The organism is Methanobrevibacter sp., from assembly GCF_045646045.1.
In the GTDB taxonomy this organism is placed as follows: Archaea; Methanobacteriota; Methanobacteria; order Methanobacteriales; family Methanobacteriaceae; genus Methanocatella.
The window spans coordinates 1-25,354 of sequence record NZ_JAZRJY010000087.1; the positions used below are offsets into that span (position 1 = coordinate 1).

25 protein-coding genes are annotated in these 25,354 nt (G+C 30.6%); 12 read left to right on the top strand and 13 right to left on the bottom strand.

Annotated features, from left to right (window positions below):
• Nucleotides 1–436: 436 nt before the first annotated feature.
• Nucleotides 437–2,551 (top strand): right-handed parallel beta-helix repeat-containing protein, encoded by a 2,115-nt coding sequence (locus ACKI5C_RS05590; RefSeq protein ID WP_407432193.1) that lies wholly within the window; start codon nucleotides 437–439, stop codon nucleotides 2,549–2,551.
• Nucleotides 2,552–2,912: 361 nt separating this feature from the next.
• Here the strand turns inward: ACKI5C_RS05590 and ACKI5C_RS05595 are convergent, their stop codons facing one another.
• The 3 genes from ACKI5C_RS05595 to ACKI5C_RS05605 are packed head-to-tail and all read right to left on the bottom strand — an operon-like array spanning nucleotide 2,913 to nucleotide 5,222.
• Nucleotides 2,913–3,446 carry a nitroreductase gene (locus ACKI5C_RS05595; RefSeq protein ID WP_407432194.1) on the bottom strand — a complete coding sequence of 178 codons (534 nt, stop codon included), beginning with the start codon at nucleotides 3,444–3,446 and terminating at the stop codon, nucleotides 2,913–2,915.
• Nucleotides 3,443–3,859 carry a MarR family winged helix-turn-helix transcriptional regulator gene (locus tag ACKI5C_RS05600; protein ID WP_407432195.1) on the bottom strand — a complete coding sequence of 139 codons (417 nt, stop codon included), beginning with the start codon at nucleotides 3,857–3,859 and terminating at the stop codon, nucleotides 3,443–3,445. The genes ACKI5C_RS05595 and ACKI5C_RS05600 overlap by 4 nt, the downstream gene beginning before the upstream one ends.
• Nucleotides 3,849–5,222 carry an MATE family efflux transporter gene (locus ACKI5C_RS05605; protein WP_407432196.1) on the bottom strand — a complete coding sequence of 458 codons (1,374 nt, stop codon included), beginning with the start codon at nucleotides 5,220–5,222 and terminating at the stop codon, nucleotides 3,849–3,851. Before ACKI5C_RS05605 ends, ACKI5C_RS05600 begins: the two co-directional genes overlap by 11 nt.
• Nucleotides 5,223–5,322: 100 nt before the next feature.
• On the opposite strand from ACKI5C_RS05605, the gene purD reads away from it, so the two are divergent.
• Both purD and ACKI5C_RS05615 read left to right on the top strand, forming a co-directional pair.
• Entirely contained in the window at nucleotides 5,323–6,633 is a 1,311-nt protein-coding gene (gene purD, locus ACKI5C_RS05610; RefSeq protein WP_407432197.1) for a phosphoribosylamine--glycine ligase, read from the top strand.
• Between the two features lie 156 nt (nucleotides 6,634–6,789).
• A complete protein-coding gene (locus ACKI5C_RS05615) occupies nucleotides 6,790–7,905 on the top strand; it encodes a helix-hairpin-helix domain-containing protein (protein WP_407432198.1) in 1,116 nt (371 codons plus the stop codon).
• 4 nt (nucleotides 7,906–7,909) lie between these two features.
• Here the strand turns inward: ACKI5C_RS05615 and ACKI5C_RS05620 are convergent, their stop codons facing one another.
• From ACKI5C_RS05620 to ACKI5C_RS05630, 3 genes are all read right to left on the bottom strand, one after another.
• On the bottom strand, nucleotides 7,910–8,422 hold the full coding sequence (locus ACKI5C_RS05620; RefSeq protein WP_407432199.1) for an AAA family ATPase: 513 nt from the start codon (nucleotides 8,420–8,422) through the stop codon (nucleotides 7,910–7,912).
• Between the two features lies 1 nt (nucleotide 8,423).
• Entirely contained in the window at nucleotides 8,424–9,200 is a 777-nt protein-coding gene (locus tag ACKI5C_RS05625; protein WP_407432200.1) for a ParA family protein, read from the bottom strand.
• Between the two features lie 563 nt (nucleotides 9,201–9,763).
• Nucleotides 9,764–11,065, bottom strand: coding sequence for a TrpB-like pyridoxal phosphate-dependent enzyme (locus tag ACKI5C_RS05630; protein WP_407432201.1), 1,302 nt, complete (start codon nucleotides 11,063–11,065; stop codon nucleotides 9,764–9,766).
• A 93-nt stretch (nucleotides 11,066–11,158) separates the two neighbouring features.
• On the opposite strand from ACKI5C_RS05630, the gene ACKI5C_RS05635 reads away from it, so the two are divergent.
• The gene (locus tag ACKI5C_RS05635) at nucleotides 11,159–12,196 is read left to right on the top strand and encodes a DUF1786 domain-containing protein (RefSeq protein ID WP_407432202.1); all 1,038 of its coding nucleotides are present in this window, start codon (nucleotides 11,159–11,161) and stop codon (nucleotides 12,194–12,196) included.
• A complete protein-coding gene (locus ACKI5C_RS05640) occupies nucleotides 12,189–12,845 on the top strand; it encodes a CehA/McbA family metallohydrolase (protein WP_407432243.1) in 657 nt (218 codons plus the stop codon). The genes ACKI5C_RS05635 and ACKI5C_RS05640 overlap by 8 nt, the downstream gene beginning before the upstream one ends.
• Here ACKI5C_RS05640 and albA read toward each other — a convergent pair whose 3' ends face one another.
• Both albA and ACKI5C_RS05650 read right to left on the bottom strand, forming a co-directional pair.
• Nucleotides 12,846–13,112, bottom strand: a complete 267-nt coding sequence (albA, locus tag ACKI5C_RS05645; protein WP_407432203.1) for a DNA-binding protein Alba — start codon at nucleotides 13,110–13,112, stop codon at nucleotides 12,846–12,848.
• A gap of 2 nt (nucleotides 13,113–13,114) precedes the next feature.
• Nucleotides 13,115–14,692, bottom strand: coding sequence for a 2-isopropylmalate synthase (locus ACKI5C_RS05650; RefSeq protein ID WP_407432204.1), 1,578 nt, complete (start codon nucleotides 14,690–14,692; stop codon nucleotides 13,115–13,117).
• Nucleotides 14,693–14,999: 307 nt separating this feature from the next.
• Between ACKI5C_RS05650 and ACKI5C_RS05655 the strand changes: the two genes are divergently transcribed.
• The 3 genes from ACKI5C_RS05655 (at nucleotide 15,000) to ACKI5C_RS05665 (ending at nucleotide 17,652) form a co-directional block, all read left to right on the top strand.
• Nucleotides 15,000–15,230 (top strand): MATE family efflux transporter, encoded by a 231-nt coding sequence (locus tag ACKI5C_RS05655; protein ID WP_407432244.1) that lies wholly within the window; start codon nucleotides 15,000–15,002, stop codon nucleotides 15,228–15,230.
• A 142-nt stretch (nucleotides 15,231–15,372) separates the two neighbouring features.
• Nucleotides 15,373–15,525, top strand: coding sequence for a hypothetical protein (locus tag ACKI5C_RS05660; RefSeq protein ID WP_407432205.1), 153 nt, complete (start codon nucleotides 15,373–15,375; stop codon nucleotides 15,523–15,525).
• 33 nt (nucleotides 15,526–15,558) lie between these two features.
• Nucleotides 15,559–17,652: a hypothetical protein gene (locus tag ACKI5C_RS05665; RefSeq protein ID WP_407432206.1), complete on the top strand. Its 2,094-nt coding sequence runs from the start codon at nucleotides 15,559–15,561 to the stop codon at nucleotides 17,650–17,652.
• Between the two features lie 23 nt (nucleotides 17,653–17,675).
• Here the strand turns inward: ACKI5C_RS05665 and ACKI5C_RS05670 are convergent, their stop codons facing one another.
• From ACKI5C_RS05670 to ACKI5C_RS05685, 4 genes are read right to left on the bottom strand one after another with little or no spacing between them, the layout of a single operon-like run.
• Nucleotides 17,676–18,881 (bottom strand): PQQ-binding-like beta-propeller repeat protein, encoded by a 1,206-nt coding sequence (locus ACKI5C_RS05670; protein WP_407432207.1) that lies wholly within the window; start codon nucleotides 18,879–18,881, stop codon nucleotides 17,676–17,678.
• A gap of 11 nt (nucleotides 18,882–18,892) precedes the next feature.
• Complete coding sequence (locus ACKI5C_RS05675; protein ID WP_407432208.1) at nucleotides 18,893–20,053, bottom strand: ABC transporter permease; 1,161 nt, start codon at nucleotides 20,051–20,053, stop codon at nucleotides 18,893–18,895.
• A complete protein-coding gene (locus ACKI5C_RS05680) occupies nucleotides 20,040–21,083 on the bottom strand; it encodes an ATP-binding cassette domain-containing protein (protein WP_407432209.1) in 1,044 nt (347 codons plus the stop codon). Before ACKI5C_RS05680 ends, ACKI5C_RS05675 begins: the two co-directional genes overlap by 14 nt.
• Before the next feature lie 10 nt (nucleotides 21,084–21,093).
• Nucleotides 21,094–21,483 (bottom strand): PadR family transcriptional regulator, encoded by a 390-nt coding sequence (locus ACKI5C_RS05685; protein ID WP_407432210.1) that lies wholly within the window; start codon nucleotides 21,481–21,483, stop codon nucleotides 21,094–21,096.
• Nucleotides 21,484–21,552: 69 nt separating this feature from the next.
• Between ACKI5C_RS05685 and ACKI5C_RS05690 the strand changes: the two genes are divergently transcribed.
• Entirely contained in the window at nucleotides 21,553–22,275 is a 723-nt protein-coding gene (locus ACKI5C_RS05690; protein WP_407432211.1) for a sugar phosphate isomerase/epimerase family protein, read from the top strand.
• Here ACKI5C_RS05690 and ACKI5C_RS05695 read toward each other — a convergent pair.
• On the bottom strand, nucleotides 22,272–23,066 hold the full coding sequence (locus ACKI5C_RS05695; RefSeq protein ID WP_407432212.1) for an HAD family hydrolase: 795 nt from the start codon (nucleotides 23,064–23,066) through the stop codon (nucleotides 22,272–22,274). The two genes, ACKI5C_RS05690 and ACKI5C_RS05695, sit on opposite strands and share 4 nt — an antisense overlap.
• Nucleotides 23,067–23,232: 166 nt before the next feature.
• Here ACKI5C_RS05695 and gatA point away from each other — a divergent pair, with 166 nt between their 5' ends.
• The 3 genes from gatA (at nucleotide 23,233) to ACKI5C_RS05710 (ending at nucleotide 25,333) form a co-directional block, all read left to right on the top strand.
• Entirely contained in the window at nucleotides 23,233–24,603 is a 1,371-nt protein-coding gene (gatA, locus tag ACKI5C_RS05700; protein WP_407432213.1) for an Asp-tRNA(Asn)/Glu-tRNA(Gln) amidotransferase subunit GatA, read from the top strand.
• A 168-nt stretch (nucleotides 24,604–24,771) separates the two neighbouring features.
• A complete protein-coding gene (locus ACKI5C_RS05705; protein ID WP_407432214.1) occupies nucleotides 24,772–24,912 on the top strand; it encodes a hypothetical protein in 141 nt (46 codons plus the stop codon).
• The gene (locus tag ACKI5C_RS05710; RefSeq protein ID WP_407432215.1) at nucleotides 24,878–25,333 is read left to right on the top strand and encodes a hypothetical protein; all 456 of its coding nucleotides are present in this window, start codon (nucleotides 24,878–24,880) and stop codon (nucleotides 25,331–25,333) included. Before ACKI5C_RS05705 ends, ACKI5C_RS05710 begins: the two co-directional genes overlap by 35 nt.
• Nucleotides 25,334–25,354 lie beyond the last annotated feature (21 nt).

Genomic DNA, 25,354 nt, shown 5'->3' on the forward strand with positions numbered 1-25,354 from the left:
ACTACGATAATAATATAAATATTATCTATATTTTATGGAGATAACAATGAAATACAAAAAAATTATAATGATTTCAATATTATTATTGATTTTATCAGTGACTGCTGTTTCAGCTGCTGATTTTGATAATAATTATGTAACTGAATCATAAGATGTTGATGGTTCTTTAAATTCGGAGGATTCTTTTTTAAAATCTTCAAAAATTCAAGATGCAAATGATTTAAGTGCTTCAACAGGTACTTTTGATGATCTTCAAATTGAGATAAATAATGCACCTGCAGGTTCTGTTTTAAATTTAACCAGGGATTATAATGGTGCTTATGGTTCTAGAATTCAATTCAATGAAGATTTAACTATTGATGGTCAAGGACATACACTTGATTGTTTAAACACTGAATGTACTGCTTTTTATTCCAGTAGTGGAAATATCACTCTAATGAATCTTAAAATAATAAATGGTCATAATGATGATAATTATAAAGGCGGTGCTATTCATATTGAAGGTTCTGCTCAATACACAATTATAAACTGTACTTTAAATAATAATTGGGCAGATGACTATGGTGGAGCAATATACAATGGTGTAAATAAACCTCTAACAATTATAAATTCTAGTTTCAATAATAATGAAGCTGACGATTATCATGGTGGAGCTATATACTCTGTAGGGGATGTATATCTTGAAAATTCAAGGTTTGAATCAAATCATGCAAATATTTATGGCGGTGCTATTTATTGTGAAAAAACTGTAAATATGAAAAAATCTATATTTAAATCCAATAAGGCATTAGGAAGCAGCGCGACTAATGAACGAGGCGGTGCAATAAATGCTAATGAAGTAAATATAATTAATTCTACATTTGAGAATAATTATGCAGAAGAGCATGGTGGAGTTATTAATGCTAAGGTCATAAATATCAATGTTAATCAAAGTAAAAATCAATCTTTCAATACATTTTTCATTAATAATGAAGCAGAAAATTATGCTGGTGGAGCAATAACTGGAATTGGAGCTACTGGAAATATATTTAATGCTGTATTTATTGGAAATAAAGCAGAAAGAAGTGGTGGAGCTATTGATATTGATAATTTAAATGTAACTCATTGTTTATTTAAATCTAATGTCGCATCAAGATTAGCTTATGAATCTGAGGGTGGGGCAATATATTCTATGATCAGACTAAATATTGATAACTGTACATTTGAGGATAATTATGCTTATGATAATGGTGGAGCAGTAAATGCTAGATATGTAAACATTAATGTTGGTCAAATTCCTGGAGAACCTTATTCTTCTTTCTTCATTAACAATAGAGCAGATGATGATGGTGGGGCTATTTTCTGCTGTGATAATGCCTATATAACTCATTGTTTATTTGATTCGAATAAAGCTGATGGAGCTATATCCGCCCAATCTGAAGGTGGAGCTATACACTGTAAAGATGATTTAACTGTTGAAAATTCCACATTCAAGAATAATTATGCTTATGATTATGGTGGAGCAATTTATGCAGACACTTTAGCATTAAAATCAAATTGTATTTTCGACAGCAACACCGCATATGACAACCATGGTGGAGCAATATGGGTTAACAAATTTAGAGAAGATGTAAAATATGCAACATTCATCAATAATAAAGCAGGTGAAGGTTCAACCGATGATGGTGGTGCGATATACATTGACGATGAAAACTGGTTGACTTTTTCACAGTGTGTCTTTGTTAACAATCATTGTAATGGTGAAGGAGGAGCAATTTATTTGGATTCCACTAGTTCTCATTTAACTTTATCTAATAACATTTTTGTCTCTAATTCTGCAGGTAAAAAAGGTCAAGTAGTATATAATTATGGTAAATATGATTCAATTTATGAGAATTGGTGGGGAGGAAAGAACCCTTCATCCAGTAATGATGAATTAATTGAATGGAAATTGATTTCAGATGACCACCATAGTGACAGCAGTCCTTTAAAATTGGCTTTAAAATTATCTAAAGATACTTGTAAAGTAAACACAGCAATATGTGCGACAGCAGGATTCTATAAAAATGATGGAAGCCTATCTTCTGGTGTAATGCGTACTGATTATATTTCATTCATGCCAATTTCAAATATTGAATTCTATAATAGAGTAGACAATAAATGCTATGTAGATACATTAGTATCACCTCAAAAAGCAGGACAATATACCATAACTGCTAATTTGTTTGGTCAATTCGCATCAGCCGTGTTGTCTGCTGTAGATGATTTCCAATTTTCAAATAACACACCACAAAATGCACCGATTAATTCCAATAAGGTAGCTGTTGATGGGTATTATAATGTTGGTTTCGATAGTGAATATGCTAGTGTAAATAATGGAAATACTAATCCATTAGATGGAATCCATAATGTAAATAATACCAATTCCACAAATAAAACTCCAAATAATAACACTGTTGCTAAAACCACTGCCAACAATTCAAATGGTGGTAATTTTAATTACCTTTGGGTTTTATTAGCGATAGTAATAGTTGCTGGAGCAGTTGTGTTAATCAGGAAATATAAAAATTAAATAACTATATAATGTAGCAGTACCCAATTTTTACTGTTACATTTTAATTTTTTACATTAATTAGGAAGTAATGTGTCTCTCAATTTAATTAGATTATCTATTTCTATTCTATTATTTTCCAATTTATCAAAAATCAGCTTTTGAATAGAAATGATATTTTATATTAGGATTGTTGAGTTTTTTTAAACTTATTTAGGATTTTTTCTGCTTGTTTTAAAGTTTTAAACTTGAAGAACGTGATTTATTTTTGTTTTTATTATTTTTAGAAGATTTTTGAATTTCTTTTATTGTTTCTTTGAATTCTAAAACTCAATAATTCTGCCAACACTCTAAACATTAAAAAAAAATATTGTAGAAAAAGTTAATCTACAAATTGAATATAATCTTCTTTTCTAGGTAACGGTTCCGGTGCTTCCATGTCAGGATAGCCTAATACTACATGACCGATTCCTTCATAAGTATCAGGAATACCCCATTCTTTTAAGAGTCCCTTTCCTTTAGAAGAAGCAAACTCATCTCTTGCACGATGAATCCAGCATGAACCTACGCCAACAGCATGAGCAGCATTGACCAATACGCATAATACGCTGGAACCGTCTTCAACATATGTTGGAAATTCACTATTTGCAAGAACTATCAATAATGTTTTAGCACCATATAACGGATCAAAATCTTCGGGAACATCAACAGGGAAATAGCTCCTGTTCCATGCTGAAAACTCTTTAATAGTATCTGGGTTTTGAATAACAACTATTTTTGGACTTTGTGCACCCTGACCGGTTGGCGCATAAGTACCTGCTTCCAAAATTGTTTTTAAATCTTCATCTGAAATTTGCTCATCCTTAAACTTACGGATACTTCTTCTTGATTTTAAATCTTCAATAGTTTGATTCATACTAGACCCTCACAAATTTTTATTAAAGTTTTTTTGAAGATATTATATTCCTCTTCACTTAAATCTTTTTTAATAATTTCATCCCATTTTTCATCATAATCCATAACCATTTTGGCAACTTTTTTACCTTCATCCGTAATAGTAATAATCTTTTTTCTTTTTTGAGGAGTTCTGATGATAAATCCTCTTTTTTCAAGTTTTTCAAGATTTCTAGTTACAGTACTTTCATTTAAATATAGAAGTTTAGCCAAATCCTCCTGGCTAATACCGTCATTATTATAAATTTCAATTAAAAAAGGAAATAAACCAAAGGTTAAGTTAACAGATTCCATTTTATTATTTAAATACTTGGCATGCTTTCTATAAATTAATGAAATAAAGGGATTGGTTGGCATCTCTTTTTTAAATTCCATGAGAATCTCTCCCTTTAATTAATTTATTAATGTATAATTCAATACATGAATAACATATTAGTGAACCTATTCCTCCACCTAAAAGCATTCCGCAATATATTCCAAACTCGCCCATGTTGAAGACAAAACCTAAAAGGTATGCAAATATTAATACAAGTATGAATTCCCTAAATAAAGTTAAAACAAAAGATATTGTTCCTTTTCCAACACCCTGGAATACGTTAGCCGCACTTGCACCAAATGGAACATATAAAATAAATAAACACATTATTTTAAGGAAATCGGCTATTAAAGGCTCTAGTTGTGCACTGTTTTCGGAATATGAGAATATAAATGCAATTTGATTTGAGAAGAAAAATAATATTATACAAACTATTATTGATGCTATTAAAGCAACTTTTACAGCATATCGTGCAGTAACTCTTAAATTTTCATATTTTCCTGCTCCGAAAGCAACTCCTGCAACAGAAATTGCTGCTGTTCCAACCCCTATTGCTGGAAGCATACCAATGTTTATTATTCTCCATCCTGCAGTATATACCGCTACTGAGATTGGTCCTGATACAATAGTAAGCATGTAATTAACAAAGATTGTTAAAACAGACAGTACCAACTGTTCCAAACTGGCCGGAATTCCAACAACCAAAATATCCTTATACATTCCCCAGTCGTTTGTAAAATCTTTTAAATTATATGATAGATAGGTATCTTTTTTCACAAATATCCAGTAGAACATTAAAAGTAAGCTAATAAATGGTCCTAGTGCTGTTGCCCAGGCAGCTCCGGCAATTCCCAAATTAAAAGTATAAATTAATATTGGGTCTAAAATCATATTAATAATGGCTGCAAGCGCTATTGGTAATGTAGCTCTTTTGATATCTCCTTCTGCTCTAAATGCTCCACCAACGATAGGAGGCATTAATATTGCAAAAGTCCATGAAAATATAATAAAACCATATTCCATTGAATAGTCAATTACACTGCTTGCTCCCATTATATTAAGCAATGACTCCATAGACAATATAAAAAGAATAGAAACTATAACTGATACAATGATACTTAAAATCAAATTGTGTATTGCTGCATTATTTGCAGAAGCTCTATCTTCTGCTCCAATATAACGTGAAATTAATGAATTACCACCTGCACCAATTCCATTTCCAAATCCAACAAGAACCATAAATAGTGGGGTAATATATCCAAGAGCAGCTAAAGGTTCTGGCCCCAATCCTGCTACCCAAATACTGTCAATAATATTATTTGCAAAAATTAAAAACATACTAGCAATAATAGGAATAGATAATTTGTTTATTGCTTTTTTAGGATTTCCCGTAATCATTTCTATATTTGAATTTTTTTCCATATTCTACCTCTCTTGCATATGCAACTATACACTTGTATATGCAAGTGTTAGTATATAAATATTTTTAAAGACATATATAAAAAATAAGGAGAATCTTATTATGAAAGTCTTAGTTGTTGGAACCGGAGCTCGTGAACATGCGATAGCTGATGGTTTAAAAGATGATGTTGACCTATACTGTTATATGAGTAAAGTAAACCCTGGAATGAGTAAAATTGCAGAGTTTAAACAAGGTAACGAAGGAGAAGTTGAAAAAGTAGCCGAATATGCTAAAGAAAATAATATTGACATTGCATTTATTGGTCCTGAAGCTCCCCTTGAAAAAGGAATCGTAGACGAGCTTGAAAAAAATGGAATTAAATGTGTCGGACCATGCAAAAGTGCAGCAAGAATAGAAACTGACAAATCCTTCATGAGAAAATTATTTGAAGATTATGATATCGAAGGATCATTAATCTACAGAGTATTTGATAACTACGATGATTTGAGTGCATTTTTAGATGATTTTGACCAGGATGTTGTCGTTAAGCCTGTAGGATTAACAGGTGGGAAAGGAGTTAAAATTGTTGGAGACCATTTGAAAGACAATGACGAAGCAAAAGAATATTCAAAAGAAGTTATTGATAATGCAATGGGTGGATTTGCACAGGTAATTATTGAGGAAAGAGCAATAGGTGAAGAATTTACTATCCAAGCATTTTGTGATGGTGAACACTTAGCTCCAATGCCTGCTGCTCAAGACCATCCTCATGCATTTGAAGGTGATGTCGGTGCAATTACTGGTGGAATGGGTTCATATTCAGATGCAAATGGATTATTACCATTTTTAACTCAAAAAGATTATGATAAAGCAGTTAAAATAATGGAAGACACAATAAAAGCTATTGCTAAAGAAGCAGAACCATATAAAGGTATCTTATATGGTCAATTTATGTTAACTGCTGACGGACCTCGTGTAATTGAATACAATGCAAGATTTGGTGATCCGGAAGCAATGAATGTATTGCCATTACTTAAAACTCCATTGATTGATGTTTGTCAGGCAATTGTTGATGGTACTTTAGACAAAGTGGAATTTGAACCAAAAGCAAGCGTGTGTAAATACATTGTACCTGACGGATATCCGGAAACAGAACATGCAGGCGAAATCATCGAAGTGGATGAAGAAGGTATAGGCGGCATGGGTGCAAAAGTATTTTATGCTGCAGTTGGTCTTGAAGATGATGGAATTCATTTATCAGGATCCAGAGCTCTTGGTATAGTTGCAAGCGGAAATACTATTGCTGAAGCCGAAAAAATCGCTGAAAAAGCATGTGACTGTGTTAAAGGTAACGTTTATCACAGAAGCGACGTTGGAACAGAAGCGTTAGTTCAAAAACGTGTCGAACATATGAAAGAAATTTTAAATTAAATTTCTTTTATTTAATTTTTTTTAAACCATCACTTAGGATTGATATCAAAATAATAACCCCAAAAAATATATTGTAAAAATATATTATTCCTGTAAGGAAAAAAGCAATATCAAATATTAAATGTTTTATATATTAAAAGCAATAAAATTATATTTATGAGTACTTTAGAGAAGATGAAAATTTTAACTGATTCAGCACAATATGATTTATGTGATTATGTAAATCATAACAAGAGCTCTCAAGTTAATCTACCAGGAATTTATCATGCAACTGGACATAATGGCTGTCAGATTCCTCTTTTCAAAACTCTTCTAACAAACAACTGTAAAAACGACTGTAAGTACTGCATTAACCAATCCAAAAGAAATTTTACAAGACTTGAACTTGCACCATCCGAACTTGCAAAAGCATTCCTTAGTTATTACAACAGAGGATTGGTAAACGGATTATTTTTAAGTTCAGGCATTGATAAAGATGAAGATCTCACAATGGAAAAGACAATAGAAACCATTAGAATATTAAGAAAAGATTATGGTTATGATGATTATATTCATTTAAAAGTTGTACCTGGAGCTTCTAAGGATTCAATAAAAAGAGCAATGGCTCTTGCAAATAGAGTAAGCATTAACATTGAAGCTGCAACACCATCAGGACTTGCAGAATTATCATCCACCAAAGACTATAATAAAGATATTTTAAAACGTCTGCATTGGATAGATAATTTACATGGAAAAAGTACAACCTACCCAAATTCTACTCACACCACACAATTAATTATCGGTGCAAATGATGAAAGTGATAGGGAAATTCTACACAGAATGGAAAAAATTTACAGTAAAACAAAATTAAAGAGGACATACTTCTCTGCATTTTCACCAATTAAAGAGACAGATTTTGAAAATAAAGAAGCATGCAGTACAGATAGAACTGCAAAATTATATAATGCCGATAGTTTACTCAATGATTATCATTTTAAATTAAATGAATTAGTATTTGATGAAAATAATCAACTTTCATTAACACAAGATCCGAAGATTTTAGCTGCAGAAAATATGGATATATTTCCTGTAGAAATTAACACGGCACCATTTGTAGAACTAATTCGTGTCCCTGGTATCGGTGTAAAATCTGCTAGAAAAATAATTTCTATTAGGAAAAAAATTCCTTTCAAAAATATAAATGAATTAAAAAAATTAGGTGTGGTTATAGATAGGGCTGAAAAGTATATTAGAATAGATGGAGCTTATCAAAGTCTATTAGAAAATTTCTAATATATTATAAATCATCAAATAATTCCCAGATTTCAGGGTATTTTTTAGATACTGCTTCATCAATTAATATGGAAGCTTCTCTACTAATACTAAATTCAGGCTCAGTTTTTCTAAGATATCTGAATACTGCAGCTGATCTTGAAGACCATAATGTAATCCTTGGATTCTTATCAACAATATCTAAAACTTCAGCTACATTTTCTTTTGTTTTGATGTCTTGTACATCTGATACGCTTTCTTTGCTGCGAATATCGCTAGAAACATCTTCGGATGTTTCGCTATCTTTATCGCCTTTTTTACCGGATGTTCTTTCTTCTTTCCTATCATTTTTATCATCAGTTATTATTTCTTCACTAGATTCTACTGTTTCATCAACGATATCATCTTTAGATTCATTTAAATTCTCTTTATCATCATTCAACATATCTTCTAATGATTGTGCCCCATTACTGTCAAAATTTTCATCATAAAACTCCGGAATTAAAGAATCTAATCCTTTACCAAGCCCACGAGTCATTCTAATCACTTCCATCTCTTTCTAAAATTTCTTTAGCCAAATTTAAATAAGATTTAGTTCCAGTACTTTCTGGATCGTAAATTAAACATGGCTTTCCAAAACTTGGTGCTTCTGCCAATCTAATATTTCTTGGAATGATTGTTTTAAAGAGTAAATTACTTTCACCGAAGTAAATTTTTAATTCTTTATAAACATCTTTACTTAACCTAGTCCTTCTATCATATAAAGTGAGTAAAACACCTTTAATAGGAGTAGGACTTTTAAGTCTTCGTTCTACAAGTTTAATAGTATCTATTAAATCAGCAACACCTTCAAGTGCATAATACTCTGCCTGAATAGGTATCAATACACTATCTGATGCAACTAATGCATTTACAGTTATTACTCCTAATGAAGGAGGTAAATCAATGAATATATAGTCAAATAACGGAATAACATCCTTAAGTGTTTCCTTTAAGATAATATGATAATTCTCTTTTTGGCTTAATTCAACACCTACACCACTTAAAGAAATATTACTCGGAATAATGAATAAATTTTTTATAAATGTAGGAATAGTAGCTTTTTTAACATTTATATCCCCAATAATTGCATCATAAATTGTATTATTTAAACTCTTTTTGTCAATTCCAAAACTTGTAGTTGCATTTGCTTGAGGATCCATATCTACTACTAAAACAGTTTTTCCCATTATAGCCAGTGAAGTTGCGGTATTTACAACAGTCGTTGTCTTTCCACATCCCCCTTTTTGATTCATTACTGCTATTACTTCACTCATTAATAATTCTCCTAATTAAAATGAATTTAAGTTAAAGAAGTATGACAAAAAGTCATACCCTCTAACTTAAATGAGATAAATTATAAGTTAACACGAATTTTAAGTTAAAAGGCATAACAATTAAGTTATACCTCCCAACTTGAGATAAATTATAAGTTAACACGAATTTTAAGTTAAAAGGCATAACAATTAAGTTATACCCCCTAACTTAAATGAGATAAATTATAAGTTAACATGAATAACTTCTTTATTTTACCTAAAAACTTCTAAGTTAGCAGGTATAACTTTTTTATTAAAAGTTAGACCCTCGAACTTAAAAGTGATAAATTTTAAGTTAACATGAATAAGTTATATGAAATAACTTCTAACATTTAAGTTATTATGAATAAGTTAAAAGATTTAAGTTTTAACTAATATGTTATAGTTTATAACTTCCACCTTATAAAGTATTTGTTTTCACAAATAAGTTATTAGTTATAAGTGATAAGTTAGAATGAAATAATATTATAAGTTATAAGTTATAACAATAAAAAAATAAAAAAAATAAAAGAGTGAAAATCACTCTATTTAGCGTTTTGCAATGTACCTTCAAAGTATGAAGCATAACCTTTTAAATCAAGCATTCCATGACCTGAGAAATTCATTACAATTGTTTTTTCTTCACCAGTCTCTTTACATTTCAATGCTTCATCTATAGTTGCTTTGATTGCATGAGTTGTTTCAGGTGCAGGCACTATTCCTTCACAGCGGGCAAATTTAATTCCTGCATCAAATGCATCTTTTTGATGAACTGCCCTAGGGGAGATATACCCTTCTTTAGATAAAAGTGAAACAATCGGAGACATACCATGATATCTTAATCCACCAGCATGAACAGATGGAGCAACAAAATCATGGCCTAAGGTAAACATCTTAAGCATTGGAGTAAAACCATTAATATCACCAAAATCATATTCATAACTACCTTTAGTTAAAGTAGGACAAGCATTAGGTTCTACTGCAATAAATTCAGTCTCAGAGTTGCCGTCAAGTTTATCTTTAAGCAATGGGAAAAATGATCCTGCTAAATTACTTCCACCACCGGCACAAGCAATCATTATATCAGGCTCTTCTTCAGCTTTTTCTAACTGTAATTTAATTTCCTGACCAATGATAGTTTGATGTAACATTACATGATTTAAAACACTACCTAAGGAGTATTTCACACCATCATTATTTAATGCCTCTTCCATAGCTTCTGAAATAGCAACACCTAAAGAACCGGGATGATCTGGATTTTCTTTTAATATTTGGCGTCCGATTTCAGTATTTTCACTAGGAGAAGCAAAAACCTGACTGTCATAAATACTCATAATATTTTTTCTGTCCGGTTTTTGATTAAAAGAAACTTTAACCATGTAAACGGTACAATCTAAATCTAACATATTACATGCAAGAGATAATGCTGTTCCCCATTGACCAGCCCCGGTTTCAGTAGTCAATCTTTCAACACCTTCTTTTTTAGCAAAATATGCTTGAGGAATAGCTGAGTTTAACTTATGTGATCCGGTAGGAGAAGTATCTTCTCTTTTATAATAAATTTTGGCGGGTGTATTTAAGAATTTTTCAAGCCTAGTAGCTCTAAATAAAGGAGAAGGTCTTCCAATTTGCATATAAATTTCTCTAACTTCATCAGGAATATCAATATATCTATCAGATGCAAATTCTTGAGCTAAAGCTCCTTTAGTAAAAGCTTTCTCTAAATCTCCAATCTGATTTTTACCCTCACTGTTTTTTGGTTCTGGAAGTGCAACAGGTAAGTCCGCCAGAATATTATACCACTTTTTTGGCACTTCATCAGAATCTAAAATAATCTTATAGTTCATGATAATATTTTAATAAGATGCACTATTTAAAGCTTTTTTGTACAAAAATGTACAATCAATATATTAATAAAATGAAATATAAAAAAAATTAACATGAGAATTTTAGCTATTGATGTGGGTACAGGAACACAAGACATAATGATATATGATGATGAAAAAGAATTAGAAAATTCAATTAAGTTAGTACTGCCTTCACCACACCTATTTATCTCCCAACAGGTAAGGGAAATTGAAAACGATTTGTATTTCAACGGAGAGATAATGGGTGGGGGAAAAATTAAAAAAACCCTACAGGAACATATGGAAAAAGGATATAAAGTTGTAATGGAAGAAATTCCAGCAAAAACGATAAGAGATAAAATATCACAGGTTGAAGCATTGGGAATTGAAATTGCATCACCTGAAAAAGAATACAAGGATTTTACAAAAATAACGCTTGGAGATATAAACATCACTAAATTATCTGAATTTTTACTGGGATATGACTTGGAATTTGATTTTGATGAAATAGCAATTGCTGTTCAAGACCATGGATATAATGAAAATATGGGAGATAGAGATTTCAGATTTGAAAAATTTCGTGAAAAATTGACAGAACCAATGAAACCTGAAGAATTCTCATTTAAAGGAAATGTTCCTGAATATTATACAAGAATGAAAGCCGTTGAAAGGTCATTGAAAAGGGAAGGAATTGAAACAGAACCATTATTAATGGATACGAAATTTGCATCAATAGCTGGAATGTGCTGGGATGAAATAGCAGCAAATTTAAAAAGCTTTATAGCAATAGACATTGGAAACGGCCATACTACAGCAGCATCAATAGAAAATGGCAAAATACAGGGAATATTTGAACATCACACATCCTCATTAACTCCAGAAAGTTTAGAAAATTATTTAAAACGCCTGGCAGATGGAATCATAACAAATGAAGAGGTTTATAATGATTATGGCCATGGTGCTCATGTAATAAATCCAATATCTGAAATTGAAAAAGTGATTGTAAGTGGCCCAAAACGTGAATTAATAGAAAAAACAAATCTAGATTGGCATCATGCCTGTCCTGGAGGAGATGTGATGATGACAGGAACAATAGGATTAATAAAAACATTAGAGGTGTATGATGTATAATATGGACACGCACATTCACAGCGAGTATTCCCCTGATTCAAAAGCAAAACTGGAAGATATTTTTAAAGTTGCTAAAAATAGGAATTTAGATATAATCGCAATTAGTGACCATAACACAGTTGACGGTTCAAAAGAAGCCCAAAGACTAACAAAAAATGATGATTTACTGGTAATTCCATCATTAGAAATATCTTCTCTTGAAGGGCATATTTTAGGTTTTGGATGCCAGGAAAACATAAAACGGGACCTGCCAGCAGCCGAAACTATAGATTTAGTTCATGAGCAGGGAGGCCTTGCAATAATACCTCATCCATACTGTTTTTATAGACATGGACTTTTATGTAAAGTGGATTATAAAGATTTAAAGATTGATGCAATTGAAACAAAAAACGCACGTTTTATAGTAGGTTATTGTAATAATAAAGCAAAAAATTTATCAAAAAAAGAAAATTTACCTGGACTTGGAGCAAGTGACGCCCATTACTTTAAATTCGTAGGTGACTGTTATTCTAAAATCGACTGTGAAAAAGATATTGACAGTGTATTAAAGTCTATTAAAAAAGGTAATGTAGAAGCCCTTGGAAAAGGAACTTCAAATATTCGATTAACCAAATATTTAATCAATTATAAAATATTAAAAAGAATTTAATTATTTTATTAGTTTAATTTCTATTATAGAAACATTAGTTTTTTCATTATTGTAGTTTTCAACTTCTTCTGTTGAAATTTGAATGTCAGCAACATCAGCCTCTTGAACAAAACTGTTTCTAACGATTTCTGCAGTATCAACAGCACGACTAATAGCTTTACCTCTAGCCCTTAAAGTAACAGTGTCATAGTCATTGAATTGTGTTACAACTGCTAATACATAGTTCATAACTGGTTTATTACCAATATAAATAGTGTTTTCTTCCATGATTATATCTCCTGTGATTGTTTTAATTTAATACTTAATTCTTCACTGGATCGTTTTATTAGTAACAGTTTATTGATAGAATCTAATACAGCTAAAATACTTGCCATTACAACATCATCATCAATAGCTCTTCCAGTTGATTTATTACCTTCTTTATCTGAAGATATAACAAAAACATCAGCTAAAGCATCGGTCCCACCATTTATAGCTTCCAAATTATATTCTTCAAGTTCAATGTGCATTGTATCCTTTATTAAATGACGAATAGCATTTAAAGAAGCATCTATTGGACCAACACCAGTTTCAGAAGTTTCTTTTTCAACTCCATCTATCTCTAATTTAACTGTTGCTGTAGGGGAAACAATATTTCCGCATAACAATCCTAATCCCTTTAATTTAATTGGAGTTTCGCGAGCTGAACTTAACTCTGTTAAAGCGATTGCCTTTAAATCATCATCAGTTACACATTTACCCTTATCGCCTAATTCTTTAATTTGAGAAAAAACCTTATCAAATTGATTATCGTTTAAATCAATATGATATTCTTCTAATTTTGATTTTAATGCATTAGCTCCAGTATGTTTACCTAAAATAATTTTTCTAGAATGACCTACAAGTTCTGGAGATATAGGTTCATATGTAGCTGAATTTTTTAAAATACCATGAACATGAATACCAGACTCATGGGCAAATGCATTATCTCCAACAATTGGTTTGTTTACTGGCATTTTAACACCAGTCAATCTGCCTACGAAATCTGATAGACTATATAATTGCGAAGTATCGATATTTAAATCAATTTGATATGCAGCATGAAGCGCAACAACAATTTCTTCAAGTGAAGAATTACCTGTCCGTTCACCCATACCATTAACCGTTACATGAGCTTGACAAGCTCCACATTCAATAGCGGTTAATGTATTGGCAGTAGCTAAACCGAAATCATTGTGAAAATGAACACTAATAGGAGTATTATATTTATATTTCATATAACTCATTAATTCTCTTGTCATTACTGGTGTAAGAATACCAACAGTATCTGGAACATTAATAAAATCAATTCCAGCATCAACAAGTTCATCATAAAAGCTAAATAAAAATTCTGCTTCGGTTCTGGTAGCATCTTCAGCGGAAAATTCAACACATAAACCATGGTCTTTTGCATATTCAACAGCTTCAACTGCAGTAGAAATAACTGTTTCTTTAGACATTTTTAATTTATAGTCTCTATGCAATGGAGATGTTCCAATAAAGATATGTATATAATCTATATCAGTATCTAATGCCGAATCAATATCACTTTTAACACAACGTGCCAAACCAACAGTAGTAGCGTCCAAATCCAATGATTTAATTTTTTTCACAGCTTTAAATTCACCACGAGAAGAAGCCGGAAAACCTGCTTCAATTTTATCAACACCCAAATCATCGAGTTTTTGAGCAATCTGTATTTTTTCATCTACTGTTAGAGCAACCCCTGGAGTTTGTTCACCATCTCTTAATGTTGTATCAAAAAAATAAATTTCTTCAGGAAGATTCATGTAATCTCTTTTTAGAATATTGATGTCTTGACGATACATAAAAATAAATCTCCATTTGGTATAATTATATAATTATTTTCAGTAATTTAAATACTTATCGTTTAATTTTTTTAATTTATAATCGTATAATGTACTAATCATAACATTAACCAGAAAAATAATGTATATAATAATGAAAATTTTATATTATAAAATATTAAGTATATATTGAATAATGAATGAGAAAATTGACTTGGTTTCACTACCTAAAAAATCTTTCTGGAAATTGAGTCTACCTATCATAGCTTTTTTGTATTTTTGATGCTATTTATGGTATTGTTGATAGGTATAGATATCTAAAATAAGTATTGAAGCCTTTTTTGCAATTGGTATTTCAATACCTTTTGTTTCTCTTATTTTTTCATTCGGTGATTCTATTGGTCAGGGAACTAATTCAATCATGTCTCGTTTTATAGGATTATGGGATTATGAAAGTGCATATAATTCATTAATTCACGGCATGATACTATCCAATATAATTATGTGTTATTATAATTATTATGTGCTTTATTCGCCCAAGGTATATTATTTCACATAGATCAGGCTCACAAATATGTTATGGTCTTTGATTATTTAATTCCTATTGTGATTTTTGCATACATATTCATTTTTGTTAATTTATTTTCTGAAACTTTACAGGCGAAAAGAAATTCAAGAACTCCAACCATAGTAATGATATCATGCAATATTTCTGTATTGGATTTATTGTATCTGCTGTCATACTTTTCGTATTTATGGGCAAATATGGTAATATATCCACTCTTTTATTTATAGTTACTGCAGTCTTAATAGTCTATATTAAATTAATCGTGCAAAAATTGAAAGACAAATAAAAATTAAATATTATAAATAAAAAAGATTAAAATATGAATTTAAATAATAATCAGAAATATTTATTCTCATTTGTAACAGCACTTTTAATTTCATTTTTTGTAGAAGCTTATTTGACTGCTGTTACCTGCAGTTTAAATATTAATGATTTTTTTCCTTTATTTTCATTTAAAAAACTTATAGTATTATTTATTTTATCATTTATACTGTTTAGAATACTATATGATAATGAGTTAAGACAAAAAGTATTGGATTTTATTTATAAATACAGATATTACTTATCAGTATTAATTATTGCAGTTTGTGTAATTTTTCAAATTCATGGCTCTTCTATTAACGAGCTTAATATTTTCGGGATAAATCACAATTTAATAGCTGGTATTTCTAGATCAATTAGATCAGATGAATATTTGGTTAACACGATGTTTGCATTTTCCCAATACCATAACGGATTCGGTTATTTTTCCGATATTGTTAGAGCAGCGCCAACTGACATGTTTATAATATATGGTCAGACCGTTTTAGATATAGCTGTTATTTTTAGGCCGTTCAATATTGGATACTTATTTTTAAATCAGGGGATGGGTTTATCCTTTTTCTGGGTAAGCAGATTTGTTGTTTTGACATTGGTTTCATTTGAAATGGGAATGCTGTTAACCAATAAAAATAAAATTTTATCCTTATCTTATGCAATTTTGGTTATATTATCTCCACTGGTTCAATGGTGGTTTGCAATCAATGGTTTGGTTGAACAATTAATATTCGGTCAGCTGGGAGTTGTGTTAATTAACTTCTATATGAATACAATTGATTATAGAAAAAGAATTTTATCTGCACTGTTGATGATAATCTGTATTGGCGGATTTTTAGTTGTATTTTATCCCTCCTGGCAAATTCCTTTCGCTTACGTATTCATATTACTTGCAATTTGGATATTTTTAAAAAATAGAAATAATTTTTCATACGATAAAAAAGATTTATTAATTATTTTCACTTCATTAATTATTTTGGGATTGTTAATGCTTCATATCCTGAATAATTCACTTGATACAATAAAAATAATAATGAATACTGCATATCCTGGCGGTGAAAGATTTAACGGTGCTGGTGAATGGGAATATTTCTTTAATTATTTAGCCTCAATATTTTTCCCATTGACGGATGTTAATCTTCCAATAAATGCTGTTGAACATTCTGTATTTATTGATTTCTTCCCAGTTCCTATAATAATATCAATAATAGTTCTCGTTATTCAAAAAACAAAAGATAAATTATTATTAGGTCTTTTAGCATTATATTTAATTTTCATAATATTTTATTTCATTCCACTGCCTGACCCTATAATATCTCTTACTTTAAGAGATCATATGAAAACAACAAGGCTTTTTGATGTTATTTCATTTATCAGTCTTTTGATTTTAATTAGGTCACTGGCCAGTCTAAAAGAAATAAAAGCTAAAAAACTGCTTATTATTGCATCAGCAATACTGTCAGTTATTGTAGTTTATTTATCTACATTGTACTATCATAATTATTATCATCTTTGGATGATAATTGCATTAGTCATTATTTATGCAATAACATTCAGTTCAATTTTTACAGCACATTCAGAAAAGGGAAAAATAATATTCTTAATTTGTGTTATTTTCATTTCATTTACAGCCGGAGCATTGGTTAATCCGATAGACCATGGGACGGATGTTGTTTTAGAAAATGATTATAGCCATGAAGTTGAATCAATCGTTCATCAGGACCCCAATGGAAAATGGATAGTTAGTGAACTACGAACAAATTATATAATTGCGACAGGAGCAAAAACGATTAGTTCAGTAAATGTTTATCCTGATTTAGATAAATGGCATGTTATAGACCCTAACGGCCAATATGAAGACGTTTATAATAGATATGCACATTTTATAGTAGATTTCCAAAACGAAACAAACACAACCTTTAATCTTGTTTCAGCAGATTTGATTCATATTAATATGAATGTAAATGATTTAGAAAAATTAAATGTAAGTTATATTTCAACACCAAAGGATTTAGAGCAATTTTCCAATGGAAATATTACATTTGAAAAAATATATGAAAAAGATTCTTATAAAATATATCATTTAAAATATAATTAAAAAAATTAGTCATAAAGACTAATTTATTTTTTAATTTTTCGAATTACCACAATAGCTATCACTAAAACAATCAGTAAAATAGCTAATGAGTAATATAAAAATATGGAAGTTGGAACTTCATGTTTATCAATATTAAGAGAATATAGATATCCATCATTTCCTGCAACGAATAAGCTGTTTCCGTTAATTGCTGGTGAAGAAGTAATTGGAGAGTTGAATAATATAGTTCCAGGATTATAGCTAAACTCTTCCAAGCCTGTGTATTTATTTAAAACATATGCGTTTCCATTATTGGATCCGAATGCAATTAAATTTTCTTTAAGTGCAGGTGTTGATTGAATAGCTCCACCAACAGAATGACTCCATTTTGTTATTCCATCCCTAATATCCAAACACGTCATGTTTCCTTCATCAGAACCTATGAAAACATTATTATCATGCTCATCTACTGTTGGAGATGACCTAACCCTGTTGTTTAAATCAACTTTCCATTCCAATTTTCCATCAGATTCATTGACCGCATAAAAATTACCGTCATCACTTCCGAAAAATATTTTTTCATCGCCATAGGATGGTGAAGAATATACTGCATCTCCTGTTGTATATTCCCAATCGATATTTTTAGAATTAATGTCTACAGCATATAATTTTCCATTTGTAGATCCAATATAAGCTGTGTCATTAATAACAATTGGAGAAGACTTTAACTTTCCATCTAAATCAACATCGAATTTTACATCACCTGTTTCATTATCAAATCCGTACAAATGTCCATCGTCACATCCCACATAAACTACATTCTCATATAAATATGGAGTTGAGCTTATTGGGGATGAAGTTGAATATTCCCATATGACATTATGATTTTCTACATTAATTGCACTAAAAGAATCTTCACTACCTATATACAATGTTTTATTATACACAATTGGTGTAGCATTAGTGGCAGATTTTAAATCCACGTTCCAGTTTTCACTACCATCTTCCATATCTATTGATTTTAATTGACCATTACTTGAAGATAAGTATAGGTAGTCACCGGAGATTGCAGGAGATGAAAAAATCGGTGAACCAAAATTAAAATTCCATAAGTTAGTAACAAAGTCAGACTCATCATTAACAAATCCTGCATGTGTATAATCATGACCAAAAGAAATCCAATCTGCACCTGCAATTGGAGTTAAACAAATTAATACAATAATTACAGCTATACTAAACTTTTTATACATTTTTAAACCTCCTAAACATCTCTGTTAAATCTTTTTACTCCAATTATAAAGAATACTAAAGTATAACCTAAAAGAATAACTAAATCAAACCAAACATCACCTAATGATTGACCTTTAAGCATAATTCCACGCATCGCATCATTTAAATAAGTCAATGGGAAAATATAAGCTAATTTTTGTAAAATCCAAGGCATTGTTTCAATCGGATAAAATACTCCTGAAACAAACATCATAGGCATTGAAAAAGGCATGACAATTTGAGCATAATCTTCTTGAGTTTTGGTTCTTGCAGACAACATTATACCAAAACCAACAAAACACAGAGCTCCAAATACTAAAACAATAAATGTCTGTAATACACCACCCTTTATACTTACATGGAATAACAGTATAGCCATGAAAATTAATATTAATGCCCTTACAAGTTCAATAAGTAATTTTGCAGCAATTTTTCCACCAATAACTGTGGCGACTGAAGTCGGCGTCATGAATAAACGTGCCAGTTCACCGGTTTCCCTTTCACCGGCAATAGTTGCACCCATACCCATCATACAACTCATCATAATAGTCATACCTAAAATTGCAGGTACTAAAAAGTCAATATACTTAATATTTCCATAGATTCTATTAATATGAAGACTAATATCATCTTTAAAATTATTTAATTGATGGGAAAAAGTTGGAGTAGCTGTTGAATTTTCACTAATGGCAGTAACAGAGCCTGATGCAACCATGTTGGATAATCTATAAAATATTGACTGAGTTGAAGAATCCAAAATTTGCGAAGCCATCTGATCAGAGGAATCCAAATACAGCGTTACCGCTTTTTGATTCGACGAGTTTGTATCATCATAATCTTTAGGCATTATAATGGCCGCCTTAACTTCACCATTATCCACCATTTTTTCTGCTTTTTCCTGGTCATCCATTACTTTAACAACATGATACGTTTCTGTTGATTTAATAGTATCCAATGTTAAATCTGTTAAATTACCATGAGACTGACTTACAACAACAATAGGTAAATCCGTCATGTCTCCACCCATTCCATAACCAAAAAGCAAAATCATGATTATTGGAAATGCAATAATAGAAACCAAACGAGCAGGATGTCTTTTAAGTGAAATTAACTCCTTTTTTATCATCCATCCAAATTTATTAAACTCTATCATCTTCATTCACCTCAGATGTGGATTTAATAAAAACATCCTCAAGGGACGGTTCTTCTGTTGTAATAGATTTAATTACGCCATTCGAATTAATTACGCTATCTAAAATACTGTTAACAGCATTATCATCAAAATAATCTATTCTTAAATTTATACGACCATTATGAGCAATTTCAATACTTTTAACATGAGAATTTTGTTTTAATGAATTAATTATATTATCATCATTGCTTTTAAGTAAAAAAGACAATTTTCTTAAAGATAAATTTTCAACATCTTCTTTTGTAGAAGTATTTACATCGCTTTCATCTGAAATTTGAGATAAAGTATCTGAAATTTCTCTTTTGTTTGACTCCAAAAGTGCATCTTTAAGACCCTGCGGTGTGTCATAAGCCACTAAATTACCTGTATTGATGATTCCAACATTATCACATAACATGTCAACTTCATGCATATCATGAGAACATAAGATTATAGTATGTCCATTATCGTTCAATTCCCGGATTAAATCCCATAATGTTCTTTTAGTTGTGGGATCAAGTCCGATAGTCGGTTCATCTAAAAATAATATTTTAGGTCTGTGAACTAGACTAGCTACAAGGGAAGCTTTTTGCTTTTGGCCTCCAGATAGCTGTGAAACTAATTTATCTTTTGCATATTTAATATCAACAAGTTCCATTAAATCTTCAATACGAGAATCCCTTTCATTAGGATTAATTCCATAGTAGTCAGCGCATAGTTGAGAGTTTTCCATAACTGTTAAATCCTTGTATAAACTAACCTGTTGAGGCACCATACCTAAAAGACTTCTAACTTCATCTGGATTTTTCTTAATATCGTAACCTCCAACAGTAGCTTCACCAGAAGTTGGTTGGATTAAACAAGTTAACATTTTGATTGTTGTAGTTTTACCGGCACCATTTGGACCTAACATTCCAAAAATGGTATTATCAGGAATCTCTAAATTTAGGGAATTTACTGCAGTGAAATCTTTATAAACTTTGGTAAGGTTTTTTGTTTCAATTGCGTTCATTTAAATTCTCCTATTTAACTTTTCTTCCAGTCATATCTTCAATAAAGGATAACCATGATGGATTTTCCAATACATTTATCATATTACTTTTAATATGATTTAAAACAATTTCTCCATCTTCCGTAATAGAATAATACTTTACCCTTTTGTTATTGACAGTCTGCCATTCACCAAGGATAAGACCATTACTTTCCATTTTTCTCAAAATTGGATAAACCTTACTGGAGGAAGATTTTAACTCACAATCATCACTTCCAAAGTCAAAGAAATCATCCAATTTTTTCATGATTCCATATCCATGAATGGATCCTTTGGAAATAATCCATAAGATTAAATTATGAGTTATACCATTGGAAAAATGTTTTAAAATCTTTATATGACTTTCACTTAATTCTTTCATAACTTATCACTTATGTAAAATTTTGACATATATCAACATTTATTATATATGATAATCTAATATATAAATATGAAAGTAGGTTTCACAACACTGTCTATGTTTATGGATGACAACTTAGAAATCATCAGAAAAGCACATAAATATAACTTCGATATGATAGAAATACTTGGAGAATCACCATTTTTTAAAAAGGAAAATACAATGGCCTTTAAAGACTGCGGTCTAGAAATGTGTATCCATGCTCCTACTGTGGATATCAATATAGCCAGTTTGAATGAAGGCATTAGGGCTGAAAGTGTAAAACAAATGAAAGAATGTATAGATTACGCAGAAAAAATTAACGCTCATGCAATAACCCTTCATGCAGGAAAAATCGGCAGAAACGACCCGCCACTTAGAAAAGCGGCACTGGAACTTGCATGTGAAAGTATTTCCGATTTAGTTGATTATGCTGATAATGTAATAATTTCTGTTGAAAATCTACCTGTTCGCCGAGCATTTCTTGGAAACAAAATAGAAGAACTTGAAATGATTAAAAGCGAATGCGGATGTAATTTAACCATAGATGTAGGGCATGGAAATACAACAGGAAATACAGAGGAATTGCTGAACCTAAAAGATATAACTTATTGCCATTTAAACGATAATGATGGAATAAAAGACCAGCATATTACATTAGGTGAAGGTACTCTAGATTTAGAATTGCTTAAAAAAGTTAAAAAAGGAATTATAGAGCTGAATAATTTTGATAATATTTTAAAAAGCAAAAAAGTAATTGAAAACATTATTTAAAAATCAATATCTTTAATTTCACGAATGCTTTCAATGATATAGTCAGTTTTATCCATTAGTTTAGGTGAGACTTCTTCCTGCTGTTCAATGGTTAATACACTAACATCAGCTTGTTGAAACGCTAAAATATCATTTAAACCGTCTCCAACCATCATTACTTTATATCCCTTATTTTGAAGAGATTTAACAACTTCACATTTTCCGCGAGTAGAAACACTGCCATGAGCATTATCCTTACTAATATTCAGCATATCAGCGAGCCTGTTAATAGCACCTTTTCTATCTCCAGAAGCTAAAAATATTTCATGACCTTGAGATTTCAAATAATTGACAGTATCAACAACACCATCAAATAAATGGCCTGCTGAAGTAATCGTATAAGCTATAGTTTCAATATCTACATCAATTATAACAGCTGATCCATTGCATAGCTCCATATGAGAAACTTTTTTTTCTAAAATAGGAAAGCCATCGGTAATGTCTGATACAACAGCTGATTTTTCATTTAACAGTATTTTCCTAATCTCATCTTTAGTGGTTTCAAAGTTAGTGAAACTTACATCAAAGTCTATATCATATTCCTTGATAACATCTGAAATCAGTGTATTGGAATCTAAATCCAGCAATTTATTTGTATTGTATTGAAGCACAACCAAAGCTAAAGAGTCATTTTGATCTATTAAATCCAGCGAATTAATATCAGTGAAAATATTTCCTGACATAACATCCTTAATAACCCTATAACGCTCAATTAATGTCCCAGAATTATCGAATACAACAGCCTTTTTCATATTTAATAATACAATCTTGTTAATATTTAAAATTTTTGAGTTGTTATAAGTTATAAGTTATACGAGAAAAATTATACTTATAAGTTATAAGTTATAATTAAAAAACTAACTTATATAAACATTGAAAAATAAAACTATATCTATTATATTTATCTAAGGTGTTTTAATGAATGTTATTGAAAAATTAAATTCCATCAAAAATGGAGAATTAACCGCTAAGGAAAATGTTGAACACTTCCTTAAAGTTATTGAAGAAAAAAATGACTCCATTAATGCTTTCATAGAATTAAACGAAGAAAATGCATTGAAACAAGCTGAAGCAGTTGATGCAAAAATAGCTAATGGAGAAGAAGTTGGAAGCTTAGCAGGTTTAGTGTTTGGTATTAAGGCAAACATTAATGTAGAAGACTTGATTATTTCTGCAGCTTCAAAAACATTGGAAAATTATTTAGGAAGTTACAATGCAACCGTAGTGGATTATATATTAGCAGAAGATGGAATAATTATTGGTATTACAAATATGGATGAATTTGCAGCAGGCAGTTCAACTGAAACTTCTTATTATGGACCAACTCAAAATCCTAATGCTTTAGGTAGAATTCCTGGTGGATCATCAGGCGGTAGTGCAGCAGCTGTTGCAGCTCAAATGTGTGATATTGCATTAGGTTCAGATACTGGTGGATCCATTAGAAACCCTGCATCACACTGTGGTGTTATTGGATTTAAACCAACTTATGGTGCAGTATCAAGACAAGGTTTACTTGATTTATCAATGAGTTTAGACCAAATTGGTCCTTTTGCAGAAGATGTTAGTGGAATTGCACTCGCATTAAATACAATTGTTGACTATGATGAAACCGAATGTACCACATTAAACTGGGATAAACCGGACTTCAGTGAATGTTTGGAAGAAAAATCCCTTGAAGGAATGAAAATAGCTATCTGTAATGATTTTATTGAAGTAACAGATGATGAAATTAACAAAACTGTAAATAAAGCTATTAATAAATTAGTTGATGCTGGTGCTGAACTTGTAGAAGTTTCATTTAACCATATTGACTTATGTTTACCTACATATTACTTGATTAACTATGTTGAATTCTTCTCAGCTACAAGAAAATATGACGGAAGAGATTACGGATACAGAATTGAAGAAGTTTGTGGAGATGAAGTTTTAAGAAGAATTAAAATTGGTTCTCACATTGCACAAGCTGAATTCAGTGGAAAATACTATAAAAAAGCTCTCAAAGCAAGGTCACTTATTCGTAATGAAATCAACTCAATGCTTGAAAATGTTGACTTGATTGTAGGTCCTACTGTTCCTAAACTTCCTCACGAAATTGGTGAAGAATTGGACCCAATGGAAATGTATGCTTATGACGTTTTAACTGTTATTGCAAACCTTGCAGGTATTCCGGCAGGAAGTATCCCAGCAGGTACAGTTAACGATATTCCAGTAGGTCTTCAAATACAAGCCAAACCTTTAGATGATGAAAAAATCATCAAGGCTATGAGTGTATTTGAAAATACTCAATAAATAGGGTTATTTAACCCTAACCACTTATTTTTTTATTAATCCTCGATTTTTAAGATTCAAAAAATAACCACCAAATAATAAATGTTAATAACACATTTTGTTATAAATTTAAACAATAAAGGTACACTGGTGGTTAAAATTAAAAAATCGATAAAATATATAATTTTATTGTCAATTATTGCACTATTTTTAAGCATGACCTATGTTTCAGCAGAAAATGTTACAATAACTGATAATGATAAAAATGCAGAAAATATAAACATTGAAACACAGGATGTTACAATGTATTATAAATGGTTCACGACTTAATGTTGAACTGTCTGACAGTGATAACAATCTAATTTCAAATAATAATGTTACAATAGACATTAATGGAGAAAATTATACAAAAACAACTGATTCAGATGGTAAAACATCATTAGCAATAAATTTAAATCCTGGAAAATATTTAGCTAATATCGCTTTTTTAGGAAATGACAAATACTTAAATGCTAATACAACTGCAAATGTAGATGTTTTATCTACAATAATAGCAAATAACTTAACGAAATACTACAAAAGTAATTCACAATTTGAAGCTAAATTTTTAGATGGTAAAGGTAATCCATTAAGCTATGACGAACTATTCAATGATGCTCAAACTGCTTTAAATTCTAATGGAAATGGAGTTATTCCATTTAGATGGGGAGTAACAAACTTTTTGAACTTTAATGATTTAACAACACTTTAGTAGTTATTTTTTATAACTACA

Bases quoted from the DNA above. Each gene is read 5' to 3' on its own strand.
- ACKI5C_RS05590 (WP_407432193.1), top strand. From the start codon at position 437: ATGAATCTTAAAATAATAAATGGTCATAATGATGATAATTATAAAGGC.
- ACKI5C_RS05595 (WP_407432194.1), bottom strand. From the start codon at position 3,446: ATGAATCAAACTATTGAAGATTTAAAATCAAGAAGAAGTATCCGTAAG.
- ACKI5C_RS05600 (WP_407432195.1), bottom strand. From the start codon at position 3,859: ATGGAATTTAAAAAAGAGATGCCAACCAATCCCTTTATTTCATTAATT.
- ACKI5C_RS05605 (WP_407432196.1), bottom strand. From the start codon at position 5,222: ATGGAAAAAAATTCAAATATAGAAATGATTACGGGAAATCCTAAAAAA.
- purD (WP_407432197.1), top strand. From the start codon at position 5,323: ATGAAAGTCTTAGTTGTTGGAACCGGAGCTCGTGAACATGCGATAGCT.
- ACKI5C_RS05615 (WP_407432198.1), top strand. From the start codon at position 6,790: ATGAGTACTTTAGAGAAGATGAAAATTTTAACTGATTCAGCACAATAT.
- ACKI5C_RS05620 (WP_407432199.1), bottom strand. From the start codon at position 8,422: ATGACTCGTGGGCTTGGTAAAGGATTAGATTCTTTAATTCCGGAGTTT.
- ACKI5C_RS05625 (WP_407432200.1), bottom strand. From the start codon at position 9,200: ATGAGTGAAGTAATAGCAGTAATGAATCAAAAAGGGGGATGTGGAAAG.
- ACKI5C_RS05630 (WP_407432201.1), bottom strand. From the start codon at position 11,065: ATGAACTATAAGATTATTTTAGATTCTGATGAAGTGCCAAAAAAGTGG.
- ACKI5C_RS05635 (WP_407432202.1), top strand. From the start codon at position 11,159: ATGAGAATTTTAGCTATTGATGTGGGTACAGGAACACAAGACATAATG.
- ACKI5C_RS05640 (WP_407432243.1), top strand. From the start codon at position 12,189: ATGTATAATATGGACACGCACATTCACAGCGAGTATTCCCCTGATTCA.
- albA (WP_407432203.1), bottom strand. From the start codon at position 13,112: ATGGAAGAAAACACTATTTATATTGGTAATAAACCAGTTATGAACTAT.
- ACKI5C_RS05650 (WP_407432204.1), bottom strand. From the start codon at position 14,692: ATGTATCGTCAAGACATCAATATTCTAAAAAGAGATTACATGAATCTT.
- ACKI5C_RS05660 (WP_407432205.1), top strand. From the start codon at position 15,373: ATGCAATATTTCTGTATTGGATTTATTGTATCTGCTGTCATACTTTTC.
- ACKI5C_RS05665 (WP_407432206.1), top strand. From the start codon at position 15,559: ATGAATTTAAATAATAATCAGAAATATTTATTCTCATTTGTAACAGCA.
- ACKI5C_RS05670 (WP_407432207.1), bottom strand. From the start codon at position 18,881: ATGTATAAAAAGTTTAGTATAGCTGTAATTATTGTATTAATTTGTTTA.
- ACKI5C_RS05675 (WP_407432208.1), bottom strand. From the start codon at position 20,053: ATGATAGAGTTTAATAAATTTGGATGGATGATAAAAAAGGAGTTAATT.
- ACKI5C_RS05680 (WP_407432209.1), bottom strand. From the start codon at position 21,083: ATGAACGCAATTGAAACAAAAAACCTTACCAAAGTTTATAAAGATTTC.
- ACKI5C_RS05685 (WP_407432210.1), bottom strand. From the start codon at position 21,483: ATGAAAGAATTAAGTGAAAGTCATATAAAGATTTTAAAACATTTTTCC.
- ACKI5C_RS05690 (WP_407432211.1), top strand. From the start codon at position 21,553: ATGAAAGTAGGTTTCACAACACTGTCTATGTTTATGGATGACAACTTA.
- ACKI5C_RS05695 (WP_407432212.1), bottom strand. From the start codon at position 23,066: ATGAAAAAGGCTGTTGTATTCGATAATTCTGGGACATTAATTGAGCGT.
- gatA (WP_407432213.1), top strand. From the start codon at position 23,233: ATGAATGTTATTGAAAAATTAAATTCCATCAAAAATGGAGAATTAACC.
- ACKI5C_RS05710 (WP_407432215.1), top strand. From the start codon at position 24,878: ATGTTACAATGTATTATAAATGGTTCACGACTTAATGTTGAACTGTCT.